The organism is Thiothrix winogradskyi (assembly GCF_021650935.1).
Taxonomy (GTDB): Bacteria; Pseudomonadota; Gammaproteobacteria; order Thiotrichales; family Thiotrichaceae; genus Thiothrix; species Thiothrix winogradskyi.
Genome location: NZ_CP091244.1, coordinates 617,892 through 641,483, shown reverse-complemented (window position 1 = coordinate 641,483; position 23,592 = coordinate 617,892). Strand labels below are relative to the sequence as shown.

The window sequence follows — 23,592 nt, the reverse complement described above, 5'->3', positions numbered from 1 at the left end:
TCCACTTAAACAAGTGGTCATCGCGAGAAAGTTCGCGCCATCTGCGCTATACTGCCCGCCTGTTCAACACCGCGCTGGCACTCATGGCTTTACTTCACTTACGCAATATCCACCTCGAAAACGGCGACAATCGCCTATTTGACGGCATCGACCTCACCATCGAACCGGGCGAACGCCTGTGTTTGGTCGGGCGCAACGGCACAGGCAAATCCACCCTGATGAAATTGTTGTGCCGCGATATTTTGCCGGATGATGGCGAAATGATTCACCCGCCCGAACTCAAAATTGCCCGCCTGCAACAAGACGTACCCCACGACCTGTCTGCCCGCATTTTCGACATCGTGGCAGAAGGCTTAGGCGAAGTGCAGCCTGAAGACGAATGGCAAATCCAATGGAAAGTTGACACCGTGCTTTCCCGCATCCAACTTGACCCCGACACCTTGTTTGAAAGCCTTTCCGGTGGCTGGAAACGCCGCGCTTTGTTAGCACGCGCCCTTGTTGCCGAACCCGACTTGCTTTTGCTGGACGAGCCGACCAACCACCTCGACATCCCCGCGATTGAATGGTTGGAAAACTTCCTGATGGGCTTCAAAAGCACGCTATTGTTTGTCAGCCATGACCGTTCTTTCGTGCAAAAGCTCGCCACGCGCATTATTGAACTTGACCGGGGCAAGCTCACCAGTTGGCCGGGCAATTTCCAAAAATACCAAGAAAACAAACAAGCCGCGCTCGATGCCGAAGCCCAAAAAGCCGCGCTATTCGACAAGCGTTTAGCCGACGAAGAAGTGTGGATACGCCAAGGTGTCAAAGCCCGCCGCACCCGTAACGAAGGTCGTGTGCGCCGCCTCGAAGCCATGCGCGAAGAATTCAAACAACGCCGCAACCTGCAAGGCAAAGTCACCGCGCAAATCGGGCAAGGCGACAATTCCGGTAAAATCGTGGTGGAAGCCGAACACTTGGATTACGGCTGGGATGGCAAGCTGTTGATGCAAGACTTCAACACCACCGTCTTGCGCGGCGACAAAATCGGCATTATCGGCCCCAACGGGGTCGGCAAAACCACGCTGATCAAACTGTTATTAGGGCAATTACAGCCCACAGCGGGGACGGTGAAGCTCGGCACACGCTTGCAAGTCGCCTATTTCGACCAACACCGTTCACAATTTGATGGCGAAAAGAACCTGCGTGACAATATTGCCAGCGGTTCCGATTTTGTGGAAATCAATGGGCAAAAGCGCCACATCATCAGCTATTTGCAGGATTTCCTGTTTACCCCGCTGCAAATCCAAAAGCCGGTAAAAGTGCTCTCCGGCGGTGAACGTAACCGCTTATTGCTGGCGCGATTGTTCTCGCAACCTTCCAATTTACTGGTACTCGACGAACCGACCAATGACCTCGATGCCGAAACCCTCGAATTGCTGGAAGAATTGCTGATCGACTACCAAGGCACGTTATTGCTGATTTCGCATGACAGAAGTTTCCTCAACTCGGTGGTGACGCGCACCATCGTGTTTGATAACGGCACTATCGGCGAATACGCGGGCGGTTACGATGACTGGCTGTTGCAACGCCCGCAGCCTGAAGCCGGAAAACCCGCTGCTACTGCGGCTAAACCTGAAAAAGTGGCAGAAAAACCCCAAGAGGTGGTCAAACCTGCCCCTAAAACCAAAAAACTCAGTTTCAAAGATCAGCGCGAACTCGAACAATTACCAGCCAAAATCGAACAACTGGAATTGGCGATTGCTGCCCTGCATGAGCTAATGAACGAACCTGATTTTTACCAGCAAGGCGCGGCTCACCTTGCCGCTCGGCAGGATGAATTGCAAAAACTGGAAACCGAACTGGAAACCGCATTCACCCGTTGGGAAGCCCTTGAGCAACAAGCTTAGTATCACAGGCATAAAAAAACCGGCTGCCACGAATGTCAGCCGGTTGAAGCATGTGCCAGATGATATGGTCAGTTGAGGGGTCTCTGGCACATCAAGTTGATTAGAAAGAGTCCTTACAACTTGGGATCAGCATAGCAAAGAAAAGGTTAATGCCGGTTTACATGTCAAGTTTTTTCTTATGATCTTCGTCAAAAATTGCGTATTTTTTCCTAGTAACTACCATAGGTTTTCGCTATGCAACACGACCGTATCTTTGATGGTTTAGCCCAACGTTTCCAGCGCAGCATCTACGATGATCCGCGTGGGGCGATTCGCTTGGCTATTCTGCAAGACGATTTGCAAGCCTTGGTGGTCAATACTCGCCCTTTACGGATTCTGGATGCCGGTGGCGGGCTGGGGCAAATGGCGATTTGGTTGGCAGAGCAAGGACACCATGTGGTGTTGGCGGAACCTTCCACCGAAATGTTGCAACGCGCCGCCACGACAGTAGCTGCCGCTGGTGTGCAGCATTCCATCCAATTGGTGCAAGCGAGTGTGCAAGAACTTGCCGCACAAGACTGTGGCAGTTTTGACCTGATTACGTTTCACGCAGTATTGGAGTGGATGGCGCAGCCACGGGCGGGATTAACTGAATTGCTATCCCACCTAAAGCCCGGTGGCTGGTTGTCGCTGATGTTTTTCAACCACCATTCCACGGTGATGCGGCGACTGATTGCAGGCGACTTGGAAACCGTGCGCCAAGGCAATATTGCCAGTGACGGGCAACGCGGTTTAGCCCCGATTTCCCCGCTTAAGCCTGATGAGGTATTGAGTTGGCTGGCTCCAATGGGGTTGGAGTTGCATACTTGGTCGGGGGTACGCTGCTTTTACGATTATATGTACCGCGATGTACGTAAAACCGTCAAGTTGGAAGAAGTGTTGCCACTGGAGCGCCAGTATTCACAACAAGAACCTTGGCGCTCCTTGGCACGTTACCAGCACATGCTGTGCCGCAAACTCACAACCAACGCCGAATAGCGGCGACTAATTCAGCGGGGGGAACCGCGTGTTGTACTTGTTCACGTACCTGCCCTTGCTTGTCGATCACATACAACATCGCAGAATGGTCAATGGTGTACGCCATTGCTGACCCCGGCACGTCGACCTTGCGGTAAAAGGCATTATAGCGGCGGGTAATTTCCTGCAACTGCGTCTGCTCACCGCTGACCCCAATCAAACTGGGGTGAAAATAACCGACGTAACGCTGGATGTATTCCAAGGTGTCGCGTTCCGGGTCTACTGAGACAAATAGCCCTTGCACTTGCGGTAACTCGGTGGCATTCAACTGTCCCAGCGCGGCTTTCAGGGTTGCCATCGAGGTGGGGCAAATATCCGGGCAGGCGGCATAACCAAAATACAGCACCACGATTTTGCCCCGAAATTCACTCAGACTGACTGCGCCATTAACCCCTTGCAGGGTAAAATCCCCACCCTGGGGTAAGGGTAGGGTTGCTTCATTCACTGACTCATTTGGGCTAAACAAACCCGCTACGAACCAAGCGCCACCCGCGCCCAACACCATGGCTAACACGACCCCAATGATTTGTTTCAACATCAAACTCTACTCAAGCGGTTATCAATAATGCTAAGATAGACCCTATCAAAGGGGCATACCTTGAAAAAAAGCAAGCAGGATCATATTAACAACAATATCCTGTCCGTGGGACACGTTATCTGCGTATTATAACAATGCATGTATTGCCAATGAACCTAGCTGACGAACCGTTAGCCAAAACCTTTCCAGTTGCCGCGCTGTTGCACTTGGCACTGATTTTCGGCGTGGGCTTTCTCCCGGAAATTAACCAGAATACCCGCCTCGCGCCCGTGCTGGATATTACCCTCGTGCAAACCCATTCGGCAGAAGCCCCCGATGTGGTGGATTTCATTGCACAAGCTAACCAGCAAGCCAGTGGCAGCAGTGATGAAAAAAACCGCCCGCAAAGCCCGTTGTCTTCGCTATTGCCCATCGAAACCAGTGGTGAATCGCCGGTGCAATCCGAAGCCGGTTCCCCCGACACGCCGTTCAAAGTGACACCGCAAATCCTCACCACTAAGGGTGAAACCTTCAAGCGCGTCGAGAAAAACCCGGAACAGCCGGTGGAAGAGGAAGACGTGCCGGTAGCGGATGAGCGTACCGATGCTACCGAGGAAATTGCGCAATTGCTTGCCGAAATGGATGAAGATGAAGCCCGTTATGCCCGTCGCCCGCGCATCCATTTCATTGATGCGGTCAGTGCCAAAAGCGCGGTGGAAGCGGAGTACATTGATGCCTGGGTGAAAAAAATTGAGCGCATTGGCAATATCAATTTCCCCGAAGAAGCCATTATGCGCAACCTCAGTGGCAAACTTATCCTCAATGCTACGCTGGATCATGGCGGGCGTGTTGTTGATGCGCAAATTAGTCTATCATCAGGGTATGATGTGTTGGACAAAGCTGCGCTGCGCATTATTAAACTCGCAGGCCCTTACCCCGCATTGCCGGATGAGATTCGCCGCAAGTGGGATCAATTAAACATCACTCGCACGTGGATTTTCCACAGCGGAACCCTAAACACTCAATAGCCAGAGCGTGACCGAAACAACCGTGACCCAAGATACCTTCAACTTGCGTAATCATCTGCTGATTGCTATGCCGAGCATGGGCGACCCCAACTTCGAGCACACGGTCAGCCTGATCTGTCAACACGATGAATTTGGTGGGTTCGGCGTGACCATTAACCGCCCACTGGATATGACCGTGGGCGAGTTATTTGAGCAACTCGACATTATCATTGACGACCCGCACATTGCCGGGCAATACGCGCTCAGTGGTGGTCCGGTGCAAGCCGAACAAGGTTTTGTATTGCATGACGGCGACCGTAACTGGGATAGCACCTTGCGGATTAGCGACAATTTAGCGCTCACTTCGTCACGCGATATTTTGCAAGACATTGCGCACGATCGTGGTCCTGCACACTTTTTGCTGTTGTTGGGTTGTGCTGGCTGGAGTCCGGGGCAACTCGAACACGAAATCAAAGAAAATGCGTGGTTAACCTGCGCTTCCACTGCGCCGATTTTATTCGAGATGCCGTATCAGGAGCGCTGGCGCGGTGCGGCACGTACTCTTGGTGTGGATTTGAACTTATTAGGGGTTATGGCGGGTCACGCATGAGTCACATGACTGTGCTAGGCTTTGATTACGGCAAGGCAAGAATTGGCGTGGCGATTACCAATACCGTCACCGGGATTGCTACCCCGCAGTCGACCATTCAAGCGCACGACGGCGTACCCGACTGGAATGCGATTAGCCGTTGCCTGCAAGAATGGCAGCCAAAGCGTTTGGTAGTGGGAATGCCGCGCAAACTGGATGGATCGGACAGCGCCATGCAGGAACCGATTTTACGCTTTATCCGCCAATTGGAAGGGCGTTATCACCTGCCAGTCGACGTGGTAAGCGAACAACTCTCGTCGCTGGAAGCGGAACAGCGCTTGAAACAAGCCCGCCAAGCCGGGCGCAAGCGCAAAGTGCGCAAAGAAGAAATTGACCAAATAGCAGCGACGATCATTCTCGAAAGCTGGATGCAGGAATATACTCATGGACAACAAAAACTATAATATCAATGCCTTAATCGAGCAACTCGAACAGCAAACCCGCGACTGGATGCAAGCCAAACACATTAGCAACCCGGTGATGGTCGGTTTGCATACCGCAGGTGTATGGGTCGCCCAAGCCTTGCACCAACGCTTGGCTATTAGCGAAGCACTCGGTGAACTCAGTGCCACGTTTTACCGTGATGATTTCAACCAAGTCGGTTTACACCGTCAGCAAAAACCGTCGCACTTGCCGTTTGAGATTGAAGGTCGTCATGTACTGCTGGTGGATGATGTGGTCTACACCGGGCGTACTTTACGGGGCGCAATGAACGAGTTGTTCGATTTTGGTCGCCCTGCCAGCATTACCGTGATTGCGTTGATTGCGCGTGAAGGGCGTGAATTGCCGATTGAACCGCAAATTATTGCGTTGCGTGAAGAGCCGGGCAGTGGTTTCCGTTATCAAGTCAGTGGCCCCTACCCACTGAACCTGCAATTGGTGAAAATCTGAACGAATCATGACAGAAATTCCAGAATCTACACCCCCTGAAATCATTAGCACGCCTACCACGGTAGATTTGTTACGCCACGGGCAAGTCGTGACCCCTGATTTGTTTTGCGCTCCCAGCCAAGAACCGCTCGGCAATCACGGCTGGAAACAGCTTACTCTCGCCACCAATCCGGGGAAGTGGGACATCGTAATCAGCTCCCCCAGCCGCCGCTGCCACGATTTTGCACGCTTGTTGGCACAGCGCCTCGACTGCCCCTTTGTGGTCGATGCCCGCTTTGGGGAAATGGATTTCGGCGATTGGATCGGCAAAACCCACACCGCCATCTGGGAGCAAGACCCCGAACTCATGCAACATTTGTGGTATCAGCCACGCCGCTTTATTGCCCCCAACGGTGAAGCGATGGAAGATTTCATCGACCGTGTGCAAGCAGGCTGGCAGGATTTACAGACCTGCTACGCGGGGCAAAATGTGTTACTGCTGACTCATGCGGGGGTGATTCGGGTGGTACTGGCGAAAGTGCTCGACATCCTTTATCAGCGTAGCTTGCGTTTTGAGGTGGGCTACGCGCAGCTTACGCGGGTGCGTACCTACCCTGATGGTGAAGCTTCTTTGGTCGGGCATGGTTTGCCTCACGCTTGATTCATGGCAAACTTTAAAGTTCGTGTTTTGTTCGTTTTTGACTATACTTAGAGACGATCAGCCACTGTTAGGAAAAAAATCATGGCATACGCATTGAAGTATTTATCATCTGGATTGGATACACCCCGTCCCTTGCTCAAATGGGTCGGTGGTAAATCTCAGTTGCTCGATGAATTACTCAACAAAATGCCGAAACGTTATGGTCGTTACATCGAACCCTTCATCGGCGGTGGTGCATTATTTTTTGCGTCTCAACCCCAAAACGGGTTAATCGCGGATAGCAACCCCGAACTCATCAATTTGTATCAGGCGGTTGCTGATGATGTGGAAGCGGTGATTAACCATCTGGCGCAATTCCGCTACGATAAAGAGCAATTTTATGCCGTCCGCGCTTGGGATTGGTACAGCCTCGAACCGAGTTTAGCTGCGGCTCGCACCATTTACTTAAACCGTACCTGTTTTAACGGCTTGTATCGGGTGAATAAGCAAGGGCAATTTAATGTGCCGTTTGGTCGCTACACCAACCCGACTATTTTGGATGCCGATAACCTGCGTAATGCGGCGACTTTGCTGCAACACACCCAGATTGTGTGTGCGGATTACAAAACCGTTTTGCGCGAATACACCCAGCCCGGCGATTTTGTATTTCTCGATCCGCCTTACTTGCCGGTATCGACTTATGCTGATTTTAAACGCTATACCAAAGAACAATTTCACGAAGAAGATCATATCGAATTAGCCAGTGAGGTTATGCGCCTGCATGAGTTGGGTTGCCATGTGATTTTAACCAATGCGAATCATCCGTTGGTGCATGAGTTGTACGGGGCTTTTACCTTGGATGTCTTGCAAACCAAGCGTTATATTTCCTGCCAAGGTAAAAAACGCGAAGGGCAGGATGTAATCGTCAGTGTTCCCCCGAAAAAACAGTTTCAACTCAAACTCGTTACCGCCTTGCCGGTACAAATGAGCAACTACCCTTCCACTCGTTACATGGGGTCGAAAAATAAGCTATTGGATGCGATTTGGAGTGTGGCTTCGCAGTTTGAATTTGACACTGTACACGATTTGTTTGCCGGTTCTGGCGTGGTGAGTTACTTATTCAAAACGCAAGGTAAACAAGTAGTTAGCAATGACTACATGGCAATGTCTCACACCATTAGCAAAGCCCTGATCGAAAATAGCGATGTCACCTTGAGTAGTGCTGCCGCGCAAGCTTTATTGGATACACCAACGCCCGGCGATGGTTTTGTGGAGATGACCTTTCAGGGTTTGTATTTCAGCGATGACGACAACCGTTTAATTGACCGTTTGCGGGCGAATATCAAGCTCATGCCTGATCCGTATCAACAAGCCATTGCTCGCGCTGCGTTAATCCGTGCTTGTGTTAAAAAACGCCCGCGCGGTATTTTCACGTATACGGGGGAACGTTACGACGATGGGCGCAAGGATTTAAAACTCACGTTCGCCACACAGTTTTTAGAAGCAGTCGCCACCTTGAATGCGGCGGTCTTCAGTAATGGCAAACACAACCTGTCCTTGCACAAAGACGCTTTGGAAGTTTCACCGAAAGGTTGCGATTTGGTGTATCTTGACCCACCTTACTATTCGCCTTATTCAGACAATGAATACGTGCGGCGTTACCATTTCGTCGAAGGCATTGCCCGCGATTGGCAGGGTGTGGAAATTCAACAACACACCCAAACCAAAAAATTTAAGTCTTACCCGACTCCGTTTTCTTCACGCCAAGGCGCGACAGCAGCATTTGATACCTTGTTTAAGCGTTTTAAAGACAGCATTTTGCTGGTTTCCTACTCGTCCAATAGCCAGCCCACGCAAGAAGAAATGTTAGCCTTAATGGGTAAATACAAAACGCATGTGCAAGCCATTCCGGTCAACTACCGCTATTCAATGGGTAATCAACAGCACAAAGTCGGAGATAATAAGAATCAGGTAACGGAATACCTGTTCGTGGGGGGCGAATGAAGCCATGATGGCAATTTCACGGGCGATTGCCTGAAACAAGCGTGCGTTGGCGATACAGCTCATACACCATCACTGCAATGACTATATCCATAAACAAGTCATTGCTGAGGATACCCGCATTGTGAAACAGCGAGTTTACAAATGCACCCATAATAAAGACTGCCCGATACCAGCTCCAGCCAATCAGCCGGTAGACGTAATAACCCAGTAGCAATATCCCGGCAAACCCAAAAGTATGCACCAAATTCAGGATGGAATTGTGTACTGGCACAATGTAATGCGCTTTTTCATTGGGTTCGTAGCGGAACAGGTTATTGTCATTGATAAAATAGTTCACGGCATATTCCACCGTATCAAAATTGAACCCGTAACCAAACGGCTGTTGCAGGAATAATTCCGTGCCATATTTGTAGAGTGTCCCGCGCCCCACGGCGGAGGCATCATCTAGGCTTACCAGCCGCGAATCCAAGCCTACTTTATCTGCCAACAACACGGCGGCGACTCCACCCAACAAGACCAGCAAACCGGCAATCGGCAACACTCGCGCTGGAAATAAAAACACATAAATCAGTGCTGGCATTAATAACGCAGCGCCCATCGCCGAACGGGTTTCTGACGCAAAAATACCACCAATCAGTATCACGCTGACCACCACCGCGATAGCTTGTATGCGTGGGTTATCACGGTTTTGCAGCACCAGATACAAATTCAAAATCAACGCACCCAAGAGCATGTAAGTTTGCGGTATCGCATATAAACTCAAACCCGGCGGACGCAGCAAGGCTTCGGTAATCTGTGACTGAATTTCATCACTCAATTCCTTGTTCTGAATCCCCATCAACATGCCATGCAATTTCCACGCAAACTGCACCTCCAGTCCCTGCATAATGCCCACCAATGCCGATGGCAGCGCAATCCCGATGACTAAGTAAGCCAGCATCCGAAACCCGTATTGTTCCACCACAAAAAAAGCCACCAACACCATCAAGTAGGATTGCAGCAATTTCAACTCGCCATTGACAATACTGCCGGGGGACACGTTATTGGCCAATGACACCAGCAAACCGAGCATGGCCAACAAGGCATACACCTTACTCACCAACCCCAAGCGGAACATGACGCCATAATCACGCATGATTACCAAACCGCCTGCCAGCAAAATCAGAAACGAACGCACGGGCAACCCGGCAATGTACACATTGTTCAGATAAGCGAGAAAAACGAAATGCAGGGCAAACAAACCCAAAATGACAGTACGCATGATTTATGGCTCTTGGTCGAGTTCAATCAAATTGAGGTAAGCTGTACCCGGCTCTGGTTCAGGATCATAGCCAGGCTTGGCATGAGCGTAATAATCCGACACAAAAAACAAGTAGCGCCCCGAAAAGGAGCTGGCAGCGCGGGCTTCACGTTTGTAGTTGCTCACTTCGCCGGGGCCGTGACGGGAATTACCCACGTAACGCGCCGCTTGTTTGCCGCTGCTATCGACCAAATACAAATCGCCATTTTGCTGACGGGAAAGCAATACCCAACCGGGTTTGCCTGCAATACGTGCGACATGCCCGGAAGCGTTATAGCTGGGCGGGGCGTCTTCCGCATTCCCCGCATCTTGTATCGGCCAGATACGTTTGGAATGCCCATCTGCAAGCCGCACGGCAAACAAACCGCGCCAGTTGCCGTATACCCACCATGCCTGCTGCGCCTTATCGAGGATGAGGTCGCTGTGTTTTACATCGTCCAGCAAACTGCGCGGTTTGGCATTAGCCGCATCGCTAAACGGTATGACAGCGGTGATTTCCTGCGGGGTGTGCTGCGCATACACGACATATTCGCCAGTGGGGTCAACACTTGCCCAATCGAAGGCGCTGTCGTCATCCGCGACTTTGCGCCAAGGCAGGGCTTGTTTGCCGGAAACGTCGTAGGGTTGCAGGTAAATGCCTGAGCCGTCCTTTGCCTCTCCGGTTAACACTACACGCTTGCCATCATCGGAGAAATTGCCTTCGCCGAAGCCGAAGGTGACGTAGGCGAAATCAGCAAAGGTATCCCAAACCTCGGTGCGGGTTTCGTAAGTGGTAAAATCAATGCTGGCACGCATCAGGCGATTGCCGGAGGTAAACCAATACACATTCGCTGCTTGTTTATCCCACAATAATTGGCGCTGTTGCAGGTGCGCAGCGGGGTCAGCCGCAGGAACCCATGCCACCAATTGCTTGTCGTTGAGCCGCCATAACGCCGCATGGGGTTTGCTTTGTCCACCGGAACTGAGGGCGTGGGTTTCGTCACGGTTAGCAGGTGAGGTGCGGCTGTAAAAATGCTGGGCATGTAACAGCGTAATGACTTCTTCACCTTCCGGGTGCGGGCATTGCTGCTGCATTTCCGCTGCACTGCCGCCTAAGCGCCACACTTTCAAACCCGTGTCAGGGTCAAGTTTGAAACCAGCCAGTGGGGGTATTGGTAAGGGGCTGGCACTGCGTTCACGTGCAGACACGCCATTGATTAACAGCAGGCTAAGCAGGCTTATGATCAGCAGATGAAGGGGGTGTCTTTGCATTCAACGTTGCTTGTTTGGTTATTGTTGTTATTTTGGTGGATTGCTCGCTGAGATTAGCATTTTTGTGACGAGGTGAGATTTTTTTGCGATAACTGGTTTTATGCTGTGTTTTGATCTGTTTTTAATGGCAAATCGCTTAATTCTGCTTATCGGCATGATTAATCCATTTATCTGTGTGCGCGGCATTACTGAATCTTATTCGTCTACATTACTAAACAGCCAGAGGGCTTTAGTGGTAATGGAATCGGAGAAATTATGCAGTATTTTTTAAACAGGTTGTTGGGTTTGGTGTTGCTATTGGGTTTAGTACCCGCACCGGTAATGGCAGAACCCATGCAGCGCGGGGGTATCGTTTTAAGTTTTGATGACTGGTTTGTTGATCAATGGCATGGGTTTTTTACCGACTTAAAAGCGACTAACCCAGAAATAGACCCACATTCGACTTTTTTTGTATCGCATTGGCTGACCGATGTAAAAGGTGTTAATCAAAATAGAGTGGGCAATGACAGCCATTATGTAAAACTCAAGCAATTGGAAGATGCGGGTCATGAAATTGCCGCACACGGCATTAACCATATTGGTGCAGGGGATGCCCCATACAATTTGGCTTGTGACAAAGCAGCACAATACGTGACCGATGAAGTGCAACCCGGTATTACGGCAATGGCGCAAGGCGACCCCGGTTTAGCAGGTGATTACGGTTTTATTCCCAAAAGCTTTTCTTACCCGTTCGGGGATCGTTCGGCTTTCTATGACAATGCCATTAAAACGAACACGGGGGTACGTTACCTGCGTGGAACCATACCCACCGATTTCGCTATACCACTCAAAGACACCAATGCGATTTACCACAAACGCACCGGGGGAACCTACCCGTATTTGGTCGGTGATGGTTTGGATATGATTTACCAAAATGATGTGCCTGAGGTTAAAGCGGCGTTGGATCGTGCCAGCACTAACGATGAAGTTATCACCTTATACGCCCACCGTATCCTCCCAGCAGGTGAAACCAGCAATTACGGGATTGCTGCCAGCAAACTCAAAGAGATTATCCTGTACGCGCACAGCAAAGGGCTGAAATTCTACCGTTTCAGCGATGCATTTGCGGAAGCACCCGAAACCACCGGTACGTGTGGCGGTGGCGGCGGCGGCGGTACAAATCCTGATAGCATTGTGTTCTCTTACGCCGATGACAAAGGCAACAATACCTACCGTGTCGGTCTGCAATGGACGAATTTGCCGCATGATGTGATGTCCATTGCCCTTGCCAGCCAACCGGCAATCGCACTCGTCAGTGCCAATACGGGCGGCGCTGCCAATGGCAAAGTCGCAATGAATGTCCCCAATGTGGTGGCAGGCACAGAATACGTGGCAGTGGCGAAATCCGGCAGTACCACCGTAGCGACGTCCAACCCGTTTATCATTCTGGCAGGCAATCCGCCACCGCCGCCACCGGTAGTTGTCGCCGCGCCCACCAACCTCGTTGCTACTGCCGCCAGCAGTACACAGGTTAATCTGAGCTGGACGGACAATAGCAACAACGAAACCCGCTTCGTGGTAGGGCGTTGCAACGGCAGCAGTTGTAACAATTTCGCGGAACTCGCCACCGTTAATGCTAACGTCACCACCTACACGGACAGCAGCGTGCAACCCAGCACCAGTTACCGTTACCGTGTTCTGGCTTACAGCGGCACGACGGTTGCTACCTCCTACCCGGTGGCAAGCGTTACCACGCCTGCTGCGCCACCCACAACGCTAACTGCACCCAGCAATTTGACGGCAACGGTTGTGAATGGCAATAGAGCGGAGCTAGTGTGGGCGGACAATAGCAGTGATGAAACAGGCTTTCAGGTGGAACGTTGTTTGGGTGAAACTTGCAGCAACTTTGCCGTTATCAAGACACAAGGGGCTAATGTCACCAGCTTTAGCAATACCAGTCTCACCACCAATCAGACCTACCGTTATCGGGTACGCGCTTACAAAGGCACAACGAATTCTGCTTACAGCGCCATTCTTAATGTGCAAACACTGGTCAGACCCACGGCATTAACTGTCACGGCTCAAATAGGTGGTGCTGCCATCCTCACTTGGGCAGATAGCAACCTGTATGAAACGGGCTTTGGCATCGAACGCTGTCAAGGCGGTAGCTGCACCAATTTCGCCGCTATTGGCACGGTGGGGGCGAACGTGCTGAGCTTTAACGATAGCGGGTTGGTGGCTGGAATACGTTACCGTTACCGGATACGTGCTACCCACGCGACCGGTGCATCGGCTTACTCGGCAATTTCGAGTGTATTAGCGCGTTAAAACAGGCATAACGGCTATCACAAAGGGGCGTAACAATTCGCCCCTTTTTTATGGCATTCCGTTAAAGATCTTGTGCAGCATTTCAGCTTGCAGGATTGTTTATTCTTGCTAAGCTTTGACAATTAATTAGGGATAATCATTTTTAAAATAAATAGTGCAAAGGGAGTTAAGCTATGCAGCGTTTTATCAAACATTTTATTTATTATTGTATTTTCTCGGTCGGGTTATTATTAACGCCAGTTGCCGTTTATTCAGCATCTGCCGGGGTTGTTTTAACATTTGACGATACGTCTATTGACCAGTGGCATGATTTTTTCGCTGAACGGAATGATGTAAAGGCAACGTTTTTTGTCAGTCATTGGCATACCTTATCCAGCAGTCAAATTGAAAAGCTGCGTACCTTGCAAAATAAAGGGCATGAAATCGGCTGCCACAGTTATGACCATAAACCTATTCACCATGCGCCGTATTTGTCTGAAGCCAGTAACGTGAATCTTTACCTTGCGGAACAGGTATTTCCTGCCATTGCCAATATGCAAGCGTTTGGTTTTTACCCGGTCAGTTTTTCCTACCCAAATGGTCGCCGTACCCCAGTATATGATGAGGCTATTCGCCCCCATTTGCCTTATTTGCGCTCCACCACCCCCAATGCGGGGCAAACCTTATCGACCTTGGATGAGCTGTACCACAATAGCAGCAAGCGTTACGGCTTTTTATCAGGCGATGGTATCGACAGTGGCTATCAAAAGGAATTACCGGAAATCACCGCTGCGCTGCAACGCGCCAAAGATCGCGGTGAAATTCTAACCCTGTATGCGCATCGCATTTTGCCTGCTGGTGAAACACACAATTACGGTATACCCGTTAGCAAACTGAATGCGGTGATTGATCGGGCAAAAGCCTTGGGGTTGCGGTTTTACACTTTCCAGGAAGCCTATCAAGTGGGTAATCGCGGTGGCGCAGCTAGCAGCAGCGAAGCTCCCGTTACTGCGAACAGTGGCTCTGTCTCGGCAACCGTGGAAGGTGAGCGGGTGCGAGTGCAATGGGAAGGTATTTCTGCCGATTTTATCGGCATCGTGCCTGCCAACCAAAGTGAGTGGCAAGCTGACATGGCAGGGGCAAATGCTGATGGCAGTGCTTCCGGCAAGTTGGGGATTACGCTTAGTGCTGCACAGCGGGGGCAAACCTATGTCGCCATTCTGTACCGCAACACTAGCAAAGTGGGAGCATCCGCCCCCTTTCGTTTTTAACCGGACACGCTGAGGATTCTCTCAGGTTTTTTCGATGATCAGGTAAAGGTGATCGTCGAAAAACCCTTGGTGGATGTCTGGATAAATCTTGCGGAGTAATGCTTTGTATTCGCGGTCGATGGCTGATTGCTTCAGCCGGTAACGCATCCCCAGAAACGAGGAAATGCTGCTGACCACTTTCAGTTCCTTGACCGGCTTGATGGCAATTTCCAGCTCATGGAAGCTCATACCGCGCCCGCGCCGCAGGAAATGTTCGGCGGATTCTGGGGTGTATTGCCGATACAATTCGCGGAAATTTTCACGCGGGCTGAATTGCGAATAGCGGAATGCGAGTTTATCCGGCAGCCAGTGAAAAAACGGTAAGCGCGAGGTGTGGCTGTCGAAAAACCACAAGCGATTCGGTGTTTCGATAATGATCAGCAAACCATCAACCGGCAACATGCTCCAGGCATCCCGTAATGAGGCGAGCCGTTCCGTCAAGGTCATGTGTTCCAGCGATGCAAAGAAAATAATGCTGTCAAAATTGCCTTTGCCGAAGGTTTGCACCAGTTGATTGGCATTCACGCTTTGAAATTCGGCGGATACACCGTACACATTAGCGCGTTCTAGCGCCACTTTTAACGCGCCTTGGTCGATGTCGATGCCAACCACTTGCGCCCCCTGTTCGGCTAAGGCGACGGTGGATGAACCCGTGCCGCAACCGATTTCCAGAATCCGTTGCCCGCGTAACGGTTTGGCTTGGTTTAACCAAGGTACGATCAAACGCCGATCATTTTCCAAGCGTTCGGATAAGTGTGCTTGCAAATCTTCTTGGTATTTTTCGGGGGAATAATGCGCTTCGCTGCGCCAGTCTTGGTGATAGTGGGTGCGAATGGCGTGTTCAATCCTAGCAAACCCTTGGGGATCAAGTTTGATCTGGTTGTTGCGTAATTTGGTTGGCACAGGCAGCAACCATTGTTTCGCCAGACGTTTGGCAGATTGTTTCATAAAGCGGGATTCCTACTGTAAAGACGTGCTTGTCCTAGCTGAGTTGCAGTTCCTTGCAGGCAGCGGTGTTTTACAGTTTATGTGATGTGAGCGAATTGGCGGGGGCAGTAGGATAAAAGGTGTGATTTTGCAGACAGTTTCAGGTTTAGAGGGCGCAGATAAGATCGGGGGCGGAAAGCCCGCCCCCTTTTGCGACCAGCTTACGTAACTGGCGTTTGTCTTCCTGCCGTTTGGCAGAATTGCTTTTTTCGTGAACCCCACCCCGGTTAATAAACAGGTGATGGGCGACGGGATTGCGCTTACGCGGCTGCTTTTTTGCCATGAGCTTGCTCCTGTGTTGGCAGTTTGAACCATTGTGCTTTACCGTGGCGTTGCAGGTAATGCAGATAACGGACTGGTTGAAGATGCTACGCCTCCAGCACCCTGTTGCCAACCAGCCCTGCCACATCATAATGACCTGTTTTCTGCCCATCCGTTCATTCTGGAACCCACTGCTCAGCGCCAAGAGAACGTTTCTCCCTTGTAGATGACGGAGCCAGCGTTAATATTCACTTCCAACGGGAAAATATCTTTAACGGTCATATTGTCGCTACCCAAGTGAGCCAAATAGACACTAACCGCTCCCGAACGGACAAGACCGGAATCCAGCGTGCGCCCATCAGCAGCAACTAACGCATAGCTTGTGTTTGAGAATGACAGTTGGTTGCCTTGGGTTGAAATGAAGGTCTTGTCCATTAACCAACCGAGGTTGGGTTTCGTCACATTTTCACTGTAATCCGTGCTGGATTCACCCAGCCAGACATAACCTTTGCCATTCACAATTAGCGTATTATTCAAGTCATCTAGGAACAGGGTGGAGCTAAAAGTCTGACCATTATTCAGCATTCCGGTAAGAGTGAGGTTGCTGTCATCCCGACTGTTGTCAAAAATGCTATAACTACCTGTACTTACACCTGCATTTACCACAAAAGGGTCGGTCTGATCAGTATAGTCTAATACTTCAACCCTTCCGGTTATGCCAAAACTACTGAAATTACCATCAAAAGCTATAGCACCTGATTCACCACGAAAGATTTTTCCTCCCAAATACCTGATTCTCGCTAGTGCTCTATCAATGTTCGCACTGGTATAAATAGAGTCAGCAAGCGCATGATTGCCCCTGAACGATTTGTCAGGATTGATCACGAATGAAGACGTTGTTGGAAATGCCAGTAGCGGTGCTGGCTCCTGTAAACCTGCGACATTTGGGAATTGAATGTAAACTTTATCATTGCCAATAAAATAACTTCCTGTAGATTCCAGCGGTCCATTAAAGCGGTTAACCGTTCCACGACCATCAACAGTGTTTCTGGAGAACAAATAAAAAATTAAAGACGTGTCAGTAAAACCTTTACCCTTAAGGAACTCAAACTGTTCCGTAACAGGCACTATCGGTACTTGGGGAACCCCAGAGACAGGTGGTAGGGTAGGCGGTTGCGTATTCGAGCCAGGGTTTGGGGCAGGATTGGTCGTAGACGAACCTGAATGTGCCACACCCCAACTGTAAACAACACTACTTGATTGGTCGGTAACAGTGCCATTCGCAATGCTGACCACAACCGTTCTGGATGCTTGGCTGCTGTTGTCAAAAATCAGGTGTATTGCGCTATCCCGCACAACATATTGCCCTTGCAAGGAGCCAGTCGGGGACTCAAGCTGGAAATGCCCGCCCTCGAAATAATAGGAGCCGGAAGCAGCAGTAAACTGCTTCTCTGCCAGATAGTCGAACTGTTCATTCAAATCATCAGTATTACCTGTAGGAGGCGCAGGCGTTGCGGGCTTACTGGTTCCCTTTCCCCATGAATAGGTGACACTGTTCAAGATCAGTTGCCCGGTTGCCGGTTCTATAAGCACGGATAAAGGCTCACTGGAATTGTTAGGCTGTAACACAACAGTATCTGCACTACTCAGGTAACGCCCCGTGATGGCAGCAGGTTCAGTGTCAGCAAGATTTTTATCCCAGGCAAATTCGCCATTATCAAAAGAGATTTTTTCACCGCTGGTGGAGAAAAAGGCTTTCCCTGCTAGAAATTCAAACTGTTCCGCGATACTGGCTGCTTGAGAAACAGGTATCAGGTTAATGGCAACCAAGAATGCAACGCCTCGTAGACCTTTCATAAATTTGACTCCTATTCTAACTTGACTCATTTAGAACTTCGCATGAGGTAACCTCCCCAAAAAGGCATGAATACAATGGTTCTTTCCATCTTCTCCTGATGGCTTCTGATGCTTTCATCGCTAGGAGAGTAATTTCATTTATTTCCTTGGAGGATATAGGAGAAATGTTATTTTTAGCTTATAGGAGTAGAGCGAACGGTGTCTATTAATGGATAAAAGGATTGTTTTTATGGGTAATCTATAACTTTCATCAATATTTATTAATCATGCAGCCAATTAACAGACTGATAAAAAATAGGCGGAATTTTTTGCTGGGATGCTATTGTCAATAAAATACAAAAACCATTCCACAGTCAGGCTACATGCAAGGATCTCCCATAGTCTGAATATTGAGGAAAAAGTTTTGAGTTTAATTTCGCCGTTGAGGCTGGTTATAAAACCAGCCTCCTGACAAGTAATTTATTATTACGGTAACGAGACACTTGTTCCAAGAGAGAGTTATCACTTAATTCTTAATGCCAATTGCTCTCAAAAATCATGCGTCTATTTGCCTAGATAATTAATGGTGATTACCACAATTCTATCATATTCAAAAAGGCAGTCATTGGTGGAGACATATCATAAGTATTTCCATAGGCATGGTAATCACTCACAAAGAAAACATATCTGCCTGATGGTGATGCATTTCCTCTAGGTTCTCTTTTATAAGATTCATAACCTTTTGTTTCTCCTGCATCGTCAACCCCCCATTTTGCTATACTGGAAGCATAACTAGTCTGATAAGGCTTGCCATGTCTTGTATTTCCTACATAAATACTCTCGCTTGGTTTGTCAATATCAATATAATAAAGTCCCCCATCCATGAATCGAGACATCAAGACCATTCCTGAGCGATTTTTTACACGAGACATATGACCTGATGCAGTAGTTAAACTAGAATTCACAGGACTAGTGCCAAACTCAATGTTTCCATCACCTGCATTATTAACTTCATAGGATGGCCATACTCTTTTCATTAATGATGATGATAGCTTACAGGCAACTACACCCTTCCAGTTTCCTAATACAATCCAAGGTTCAGCATTTTTATCAATAACGAAGTCACTGTGTTTTACATTTTTATATAATAGCCATGGGGTTCCTGTTGCATTGTTGAATGATACTGCCCACGTCCAAGCACTATTATTACTAATAGGTATATCAAAGACAATATACTGCCCTGTAGGGTCAACTGCTGCCCAGTCCATCATTCTTCCTGAATTACCGGCGACATATCTAGGTGTCCCTTTATTTTTGGTATTCACATTGTAAGGGATAATATAGCTATTAATATTGCCATTATAATATCCCACAATGACTATTTTTGATCCATCATCGGAGAAATTACCTTCGCCATTGCCAAATGTAATCTGGTCATAATTGTTGAACGTATCGTATATTGCAGAAGTTGTTGTAAAATCAGATAAATTTATTGTAACTTTAATGATTTGATTATTTTTAATATACCAGTAAACATTGTTTGAATTTCTATCCCAGAGTATTTGTTTCTGGTAATAACTTCTTGCATCCGAATCATTATATAACGAGGCAGGAACCCAAGCTACTAGCTTTTTATCAGAAACTCTCCACAAGGCAGCATATCCACTATTGTTGCCTGTATTGCCAATCGCAAAGGTCTCATCTTTATTAGAAACGGATATGCGACTATAGAAATGTTGCCCATGTAATGCGCTAATAGAGTCTGAGCTTCCTGTAGGATATATTTTTGCGGTATTCATTTCATTTTGTGAACCACCTAATCTCCAAACCTTTTTTCCTGTATCAAGATCAATATTATAGCTAAGGAAGTTTGGGATATTAATTGACGAGGCACTTGCAGGAGTCCAATTGGCATAAGGAACACTAACAGGTAAAGCTCCTCCACTGGATGCGTTTAGTGTGAAAAATGCATAATTAGAGTAATCACTTTTCTGATTGTTTGCATATATAGCTCGAACTTTCCACGCGCCAGAATTTATACCCACAGACAAGGCAACAGAGCATGTTGAAATTGTACTACAGTTTGCAGATTGTGATGTAATTGTTTCACTTATTGCTTCTGCTCCCCAAACAATATTACCGTTGCTATCAGTAGGATAACCACTAATATAGTAGGAGACAGACCCTGTTACAGATGTCCAACTAAAATTAACACTACCATTCGACTGACGGGTTGCGCTGCCCATTGGCAAGATAGGCTGGGGAATTGATGATGTATTAGGTGGTGGAGCAGATGATAGTGTGAACGGTGTATATGCAGAATAATCACCCTTTTGATTGTTGGGATCTATAGCCCTAACCTTCCATGTTCCAGAAGTGGCCGTTACTGATAATGAGGTGGAACAGGTCGAACCTGATACACAATTTGCCTCTTGGGTTGTCAGATCTTTACCTAAAAGGGGAGGTTCCCAAACAATGCTACCATTGTTGTCGATAGCGTATCCAGTAAGTGAATAGGACGCAGCACCTGCTACAGGTGTCCAGCTAAAATTCACAAGACCACCAGATTGAGAAACGGTACTACCTGCTGGTGAAATTGTTTGAGGAGCAGGTAAGGCCGAGAAAACTGGATACGAGAAAATGCTCAGTAATAGAGCAAAGATTAACTTGCATGATATTTTCATGTTCTAGCCCTCATTGATAAGTAAATTTTTATCAATGCTAGTTAATTCACAAAATTAATTTTCAATCACAAGGTTTAAACCACCGGCTTTAGCCGGTCAGCTTTAGCTGCGATAATGCGCTGTATGAACGAAGCGAGGTGCAGCATGGATTACCGCTATGGCAGTCACACGGTCTATCAGATTGAGTATCACTTTGTTTGGGTGACGAAATACCGTTACAAGGTGTTGACGGGAGAAGTAGCGCAGCGTGTGCGTGAGCTTGTTCGGCAGACTTGCGAGGCATTTGAGATCAGGATAGTCAAAGGCGTGGTGAGCAAAGACCATGTGCATATCTTGGTGAGTTGCCCGCCGGAACTAGCACCGAGTGAAATCATGCGTCGGATCAAGGGAAGGACATCCAGTCGGCTGTTTGAGGAGTTCCCCCATGTGAAGAAACGTTACTGGGGAAGGCATTTTTGGGCACGCGGGTATTTCTGCGCCACCGTGGGTCAAATGACGGAAGAGATGATCAAACAGTATTTGGAGCATCACTTTGAGCCAAATCCAAACGACCATTTCAAGATGGAACCGGAGTAAGCGTACCGACACGTCGTTTAGCCGACGTGTATCCGGGACTTTCAGTCCGTAGCAAAAAAACCCACCAGCTTTAGCTGGTGGTTGTTTAGTCAACAGGATTGCAGTGTCATTATCCTAAAATTTTATCAGTAAATTAAAAAACAAATAATTATCAATTAACTAGATGGTAAGTTTAAGTTTATATATCATCTGTTGGACAGGGTTGAAGGAAGCGCTAGTATTGCTGATCGGGGATAGGAGCATCATCAGTTAACAAGTTATCGCTACAAACGTTTGCGACTAGGCCGCGGCTGCTTTTTTGCCATGAGCTTGATCCTGTGTTGGCAGTTTGAACCATTGTGCTTTACCGTGGCGTTGCAGGTAATGCAGATAACGGACAGGTTTGAGGAAGTCCGGTGCTTCGCTGGTGGGGACGAAGCAAAACTTTTTCGGCAATTCGGTGTACAAATAACGCGGCGGCTTGCCGAGGTGGTAATAACGCTCGATACCTTTCAGCCGATTGCCGGTGTCATAGCTGTGGTAAAACACGTCGCGAATGCCGAGTTCGCGGCGAATAAAGCACAGTGCCGCCGTCAGCATCGCTTCATCCCACACCTTGGCGTAAGGGCGCAATGCCTCGCGGTATTGCTGCATCTTGTCCTCGCCATACAGATAGTTTTTGTAACTATCCCCCACGCCTTTGACCCAATCGGACTGAATTTCTTCGATCAACGCTTGGTTGCTGGCGAAATCGAGATCAATCCGCGCCCACGCCAGCGTTTCCAAAGTGCCATCCTTGCGCACTGGATGCCCATGATAGGAAAACGGTGCAACATCATCCTCACCGACCAGCGTTTTGAGGTGCTGATGGTGATCATTGGCAAAATTCAGTTGCAACACCAAGTCGTAACCCGTGCGGCAGGTCTGTTTCCAATGGCGGTCGTCCTTGTCGTCTGTACCCCATTCATCCAGCGTGAGGATGAAATTCAGCGGTTTGTGGTCGCGGTATTGCGCAATGACCGCCTCCAGATGCCAAGGTTCTAGCTGCCCTTTGCCCGCTAAAGCCAAAGCTTCCGTCACAATCGGTTTGGTTAACAATTTGGCATAAGGGGAACGGCGCAAGGCCGCAATCCCCATGCCATTGCCGATGTAGTCCTTGAGCAATTGCAGCGCGTAGCTGTCCGGTGCGTAATGAAACACCGTGCGGTTGCCGCTTAAGCATTCGCGGATCAGTTCAACTTGTGTTTTCTCCATATTTCACCTCGTTTAGCCTTTCACGCAAATCACTTGACGCAATGTATGTACGACCTCGACCAGATCGCTTTGGTTCTGCATCACCACGTCGATGTCCTTGTACGCGCCGGGAATTTCATCGACCACGCCTTTGTCCTTGCGGCATTCGATGCCCTTGGTCTGCGCTTCCAGATCGAGGGTGTTGAAACGCCGTTTGGCTTCGGTGCGGCTCATGCGTCGCCCTGCACCGTGCGAACACGAGCAGAACGATTGCGCATTGCCCAAGCCGCGCACGATGTAGGATTTCGCACCCATGCTGCCGGGAATAATGCCAAGCTGCCCCAGTTGCGCACTGATTGCGCCCTTGCGGGTCAGGTAGACCTCTGCACCGAAGTGCTCTTCCTTTTGCACGTAATTGTGGTGGCAATTGATCGCCTCGCGGGTAGTGGTGAAGGCAGGCAAGGCTTTGCTGCGTTGCAACGCATCCAATACCAAGCGCATCATTTCGCGGCGATTGACCATGGCGTAATCCTGCGCCCAACCGACCGCTTCCACGTAATCGTCAAAATGCTTTGTGCCTTCGGTGAAATAGGCTAGGTCTTTGTCCGGCAATTGACCAAGTTCCCGCCCGACATCCTTTTTGGCTTTTTCGATGAAATAACGCCCGATGGCATTGCCGACCCCGCGACTGCCGGAATGCAGCATCACCCACACGTCGTCACTTTCGTCGATGCACAACTCGATAAAATGGTTGCCGCCGCCGAGTGTGCCGAGTTGCTTGCCCCATTGGCGGTGAAAGTTTTTCAACATTTTCACCAGTCCGGGGTGCTTGTCGGTAATCACATCGAGGTGCTTACCCATGTTATTGAGGGTCGAACCGTTGATGCTGGGGCGTTCGTGTTCATCAAAACCGGTTGGCACGCGCTGTTCAATCGCGCTGCGAATGCTGTACAAGTTGTCAGGCAAGTTGTGAGCTTTGAGCGATAACCGTACCGCATTCATTCCACAACCAATATCCACGCCGACGGCAGCGGGAATAATCGCGCCACGGGTGGGAATCACCGAACCCACGGTCGCACCAATGCCGTGATGCACGTCTGGCATCGCCGCAATGTGGCTGTGGATGAAGGGCAGTTGCGACAGATTTCCCAATTGTGTCAGCGAACCGCTATCCACATCGTCAGTAAAAATCTTGACCGGAACCTTGCCCTTATTGAGCATAAAACTGATAGGCATAAAAAAACCCCGTTGGTTTTT

General features: G+C 49.1%; 20 protein-coding genes. 11 read left to right on the top strand and 9 right to left on the bottom strand.

The features are described 5' to 3' along the window. Positions 1–83: 83 nt before the first annotated feature. On the top strand, positions 84–1,889 hold the full coding sequence (locus tag L2Y54_RS03430) for an ATP-binding cassette domain-containing protein (RefSeq protein WP_236499837.1): 1,806 nt from the start codon (positions 84–86) through the stop codon (positions 1,887–1,889). A 234-nt stretch (positions 1,890–2,123) separates the two neighbouring features. After that, complete coding sequence (locus tag L2Y54_RS03425; protein WP_236499836.1) at positions 2,124–2,906, top strand: methyltransferase domain-containing protein; 783 nt, start codon at positions 2,124–2,126, stop codon at positions 2,904–2,906. Here L2Y54_RS03425 and L2Y54_RS03420 read toward each other — a convergent pair. Beyond that, positions 2,887–3,483, bottom strand: coding sequence for an SCO family protein (locus L2Y54_RS03420; RefSeq protein ID WP_236499835.1), 597 nt, complete (start codon positions 3,481–3,483; stop codon positions 2,887–2,889). The two genes, L2Y54_RS03425 and L2Y54_RS03420, sit on opposite strands and share 20 nt — an antisense overlap. Before the next feature lie 149 nt (positions 3,484–3,632). Here L2Y54_RS03420 and L2Y54_RS03415 point away from each other — a divergent pair, with 149 nt between their 5' ends. The 6 genes from L2Y54_RS03415 to L2Y54_RS03390 all read left to right on the top strand — a co-directional run bounded on the left by L2Y54_RS03415 (position 3,633) and on the right by L2Y54_RS03390 (position 8,632). Continuing rightward, positions 3,633–4,490 carry an energy transducer TonB gene (locus L2Y54_RS03415; protein WP_236499834.1) on the top strand — a complete coding sequence of 286 codons (858 nt, stop codon included), beginning with the start codon at positions 3,633–3,635 and terminating at the stop codon, positions 4,488–4,490. 7 nt (positions 4,491–4,497) lie between these two features. Then, a complete protein-coding gene (locus tag L2Y54_RS03410; protein WP_236499833.1) occupies positions 4,498–5,079 on the top strand; it encodes a YqgE/AlgH family protein in 582 nt (193 codons plus the stop codon). Then, entirely contained in the window at positions 5,076–5,522 is a 447-nt protein-coding gene (gene ruvX, locus L2Y54_RS03405) for a Holliday junction resolvase RuvX (protein WP_236499832.1), read from the top strand. The genes L2Y54_RS03410 and ruvX overlap by 4 nt, the downstream gene beginning before the upstream one ends. Continuing rightward, the gene (gene pyrR / locus L2Y54_RS03400; RefSeq protein ID WP_236499831.1) at positions 5,503–6,009 is read left to right on the top strand and encodes a bifunctional pyr operon transcriptional regulator/uracil phosphoribosyltransferase PyrR; all 507 of its coding nucleotides are present in this window, start codon (positions 5,503–5,505) and stop codon (positions 6,007–6,009) included. The genes ruvX and pyrR overlap by 20 nt, the downstream gene beginning before the upstream one ends. A gap of 7 nt (positions 6,010–6,016) precedes the next feature. After that, positions 6,017–6,649, top strand: coding sequence for a histidine phosphatase family protein (locus L2Y54_RS03395; RefSeq protein WP_236499830.1), 633 nt, complete (start codon positions 6,017–6,019; stop codon positions 6,647–6,649). An 81-nt stretch (positions 6,650–6,730) separates the two neighbouring features. Further along, positions 6,731–8,632 (top strand): Dam family site-specific DNA-(adenine-N6)-methyltransferase, encoded by a 1,902-nt coding sequence (locus tag L2Y54_RS03390; protein ID WP_236499829.1) that lies wholly within the window; start codon positions 6,731–6,733, stop codon positions 8,630–8,632. Between the two features lie 16 nt (positions 8,633–8,648). On the opposite strand, the gene L2Y54_RS03385 is transcribed toward L2Y54_RS03390, so the two are convergent. Both L2Y54_RS03385 and L2Y54_RS03380 read right to left on the bottom strand, forming a co-directional pair. Further along, complete coding sequence (locus tag L2Y54_RS03385; protein WP_236499827.1) at positions 8,649–9,893, bottom strand: O-antigen ligase family protein; 1,245 nt, start codon at positions 9,891–9,893, stop codon at positions 8,649–8,651. A gap of 3 nt (positions 9,894–9,896) precedes the next feature. Then, entirely contained in the window at positions 9,897–11,183 is a 1,287-nt protein-coding gene (locus L2Y54_RS03380; RefSeq protein WP_236499826.1) for a TolB-like translocation protein, read from the bottom strand. A 255-nt stretch (positions 11,184–11,438) separates the two neighbouring features. On the opposite strand from L2Y54_RS03380, the gene L2Y54_RS03375 reads away from it, so the two are divergent. Then, the gene (locus L2Y54_RS03375) at positions 11,439–13,490 is read left to right on the top strand and encodes a fibronectin type III domain-containing protein (protein ID WP_236499825.1); all 2,052 of its coding nucleotides are present in this window, start codon (positions 11,439–11,441) and stop codon (positions 13,488–13,490) included. A gap of 173 nt (positions 13,491–13,663) precedes the next feature. After that, positions 13,664–14,740, top strand: coding sequence for a polysaccharide deacetylase family protein (locus tag L2Y54_RS03370; RefSeq protein ID WP_236499824.1), 1,077 nt, complete (start codon positions 13,664–13,666; stop codon positions 14,738–14,740). 21 nt (positions 14,741–14,761) lie between these two features. On the opposite strand, the gene L2Y54_RS03365 is transcribed toward L2Y54_RS03370, so the two are convergent. From L2Y54_RS03365 to L2Y54_RS03350, 4 genes are all read right to left on the bottom strand, one after another. Further along, on the bottom strand, positions 14,762–15,727 hold the full coding sequence (locus tag L2Y54_RS03365; protein WP_236499823.1) for a class I SAM-dependent methyltransferase: 966 nt from the start codon (positions 15,725–15,727) through the stop codon (positions 14,762–14,764). A 145-nt stretch (positions 15,728–15,872) separates the two neighbouring features. Further along, a complete protein-coding gene (locus L2Y54_RS03360) occupies positions 15,873–16,049 on the bottom strand; it encodes a hypothetical protein (protein ID WP_236499822.1) in 177 nt (58 codons plus the stop codon). A gap of 173 nt (positions 16,050–16,222) precedes the next feature. Continuing rightward, on the bottom strand, positions 16,223–17,884 hold the full coding sequence (locus L2Y54_RS03355) for a hypothetical protein (RefSeq protein WP_236499821.1): 1,662 nt from the start codon (positions 17,882–17,884) through the stop codon (positions 16,223–16,225). 569 nt (positions 17,885–18,453) lie between these two features. Further along, the gene (locus L2Y54_RS03350; protein WP_236499820.1) at positions 18,454–20,547 is read right to left on the bottom strand and encodes a phage tail protein; all 2,094 of its coding nucleotides are present in this window, start codon (positions 20,545–20,547) and stop codon (positions 18,454–18,456) included. A 144-nt stretch (positions 20,548–20,691) separates the two neighbouring features. Here L2Y54_RS03350 and tnpA point away from each other — a divergent pair, with 144 nt between their 5' ends. Beyond that, the gene (gene tnpA / locus L2Y54_RS03345) at positions 20,692–21,123 is read left to right on the top strand and encodes an IS200/IS605 family transposase (protein WP_236501979.1); all 432 of its coding nucleotides are present in this window, start codon (positions 20,692–20,694) and stop codon (positions 21,121–21,123) included. A gap of 279 nt (positions 21,124–21,402) precedes the next feature. Here tnpA and L2Y54_RS03340 read toward each other — a convergent pair whose 3' ends face one another. After that, a complete protein-coding gene (locus L2Y54_RS03340; RefSeq protein ID WP_236499819.1) occupies positions 21,403–22,356 on the bottom strand; it encodes a hypothetical protein in 954 nt (317 codons plus the stop codon). 12 nt (positions 22,357–22,368) lie between these two features. Further along, on the bottom strand, positions 22,369–23,571 hold the full coding sequence (locus tag L2Y54_RS03335) for an RtcB family protein (RefSeq protein ID WP_236499818.1): 1,203 nt from the start codon (positions 23,569–23,571) through the stop codon (positions 22,369–22,371). Positions 23,572–23,592: the final 21 nt, after the last annotated feature.

Bases quoted from the DNA above. Each gene is read 5' to 3' on its own strand.
- L2Y54_RS03430 (WP_236499837.1), top strand. From the start codon at position 84: ATGGCTTTACTTCACTTACGCAATATCCACCTCGAAAACGGCGACAAT.
- L2Y54_RS03425 (WP_236499836.1), top strand. From the start codon at position 2,124: ATGCAACACGACCGTATCTTTGATGGTTTAGCCCAACGTTTCCAGCGC.
- L2Y54_RS03420 (WP_236499835.1), bottom strand. From the start codon at position 3,483: ATGTTGAAACAAATCATTGGGGTCGTGTTAGCCATGGTGTTGGGCGCG.
- L2Y54_RS03415 (WP_236499834.1), top strand. From the start codon at position 3,633: ATGAACCTAGCTGACGAACCGTTAGCCAAAACCTTTCCAGTTGCCGCG.
- ruvX (WP_236499832.1), top strand. From the start codon at position 5,076: ATGAGTCACATGACTGTGCTAGGCTTTGATTACGGCAAGGCAAGAATT.
- pyrR (WP_236499831.1), top strand. From the start codon at position 5,503: ATGGACAACAAAAACTATAATATCAATGCCTTAATCGAGCAACTCGAA.
- L2Y54_RS03395 (WP_236499830.1), top strand. From the start codon at position 6,017: ATGACAGAAATTCCAGAATCTACACCCCCTGAAATCATTAGCACGCCT.
- L2Y54_RS03390 (WP_236499829.1), top strand. From the start codon at position 6,731: ATGGCATACGCATTGAAGTATTTATCATCTGGATTGGATACACCCCGT.
- L2Y54_RS03385 (WP_236499827.1), bottom strand. From the start codon at position 9,893: ATGCGTACTGTCATTTTGGGTTTGTTTGCCCTGCATTTCGTTTTTCTC.
- L2Y54_RS03380 (WP_236499826.1), bottom strand. From the start codon at position 11,183: ATGCAAAGACACCCCCTTCATCTGCTGATCATAAGCCTGCTTAGCCTG.
- L2Y54_RS03375 (WP_236499825.1), top strand. From the start codon at position 11,439: ATGCAGTATTTTTTAAACAGGTTGTTGGGTTTGGTGTTGCTATTGGGT.
- L2Y54_RS03370 (WP_236499824.1), top strand. From the start codon at position 13,664: ATGCAGCGTTTTATCAAACATTTTATTTATTATTGTATTTTCTCGGTC.
- L2Y54_RS03365 (WP_236499823.1), bottom strand. From the start codon at position 15,727: ATGAAACAATCTGCCAAACGTCTGGCGAAACAATGGTTGCTGCCTGTG.
- L2Y54_RS03360 (WP_236499822.1), bottom strand. From the start codon at position 16,049: ATGGCAAAAAAGCAGCCGCGTAAGCGCAATCCCGTCGCCCATCACCTG.
- L2Y54_RS03355 (WP_236499821.1), bottom strand. From the start codon at position 17,884: ATGAAAGGTCTACGAGGCGTTGCATTCTTGGTTGCCATTAACCTGATA.
- L2Y54_RS03350 (WP_236499820.1), bottom strand. From the start codon at position 20,547: ATGAAAATATCATGCAAGTTAATCTTTGCTCTATTACTGAGCATTTTC.
- tnpA (WP_236501979.1), top strand. From the start codon at position 20,692: ATGGATTACCGCTATGGCAGTCACACGGTCTATCAGATTGAGTATCAC.
- L2Y54_RS03340 (WP_236499819.1), bottom strand. From the start codon at position 22,356: ATGGAGAAAACACAAGTTGAACTGATCCGCGAATGCTTAAGCGGCAAC.
- L2Y54_RS03335 (WP_236499818.1), bottom strand. From the start codon at position 23,571: ATGCCTATCAGTTTTATGCTCAATAAGGGCAAGGTTCCGGTCAAGATT.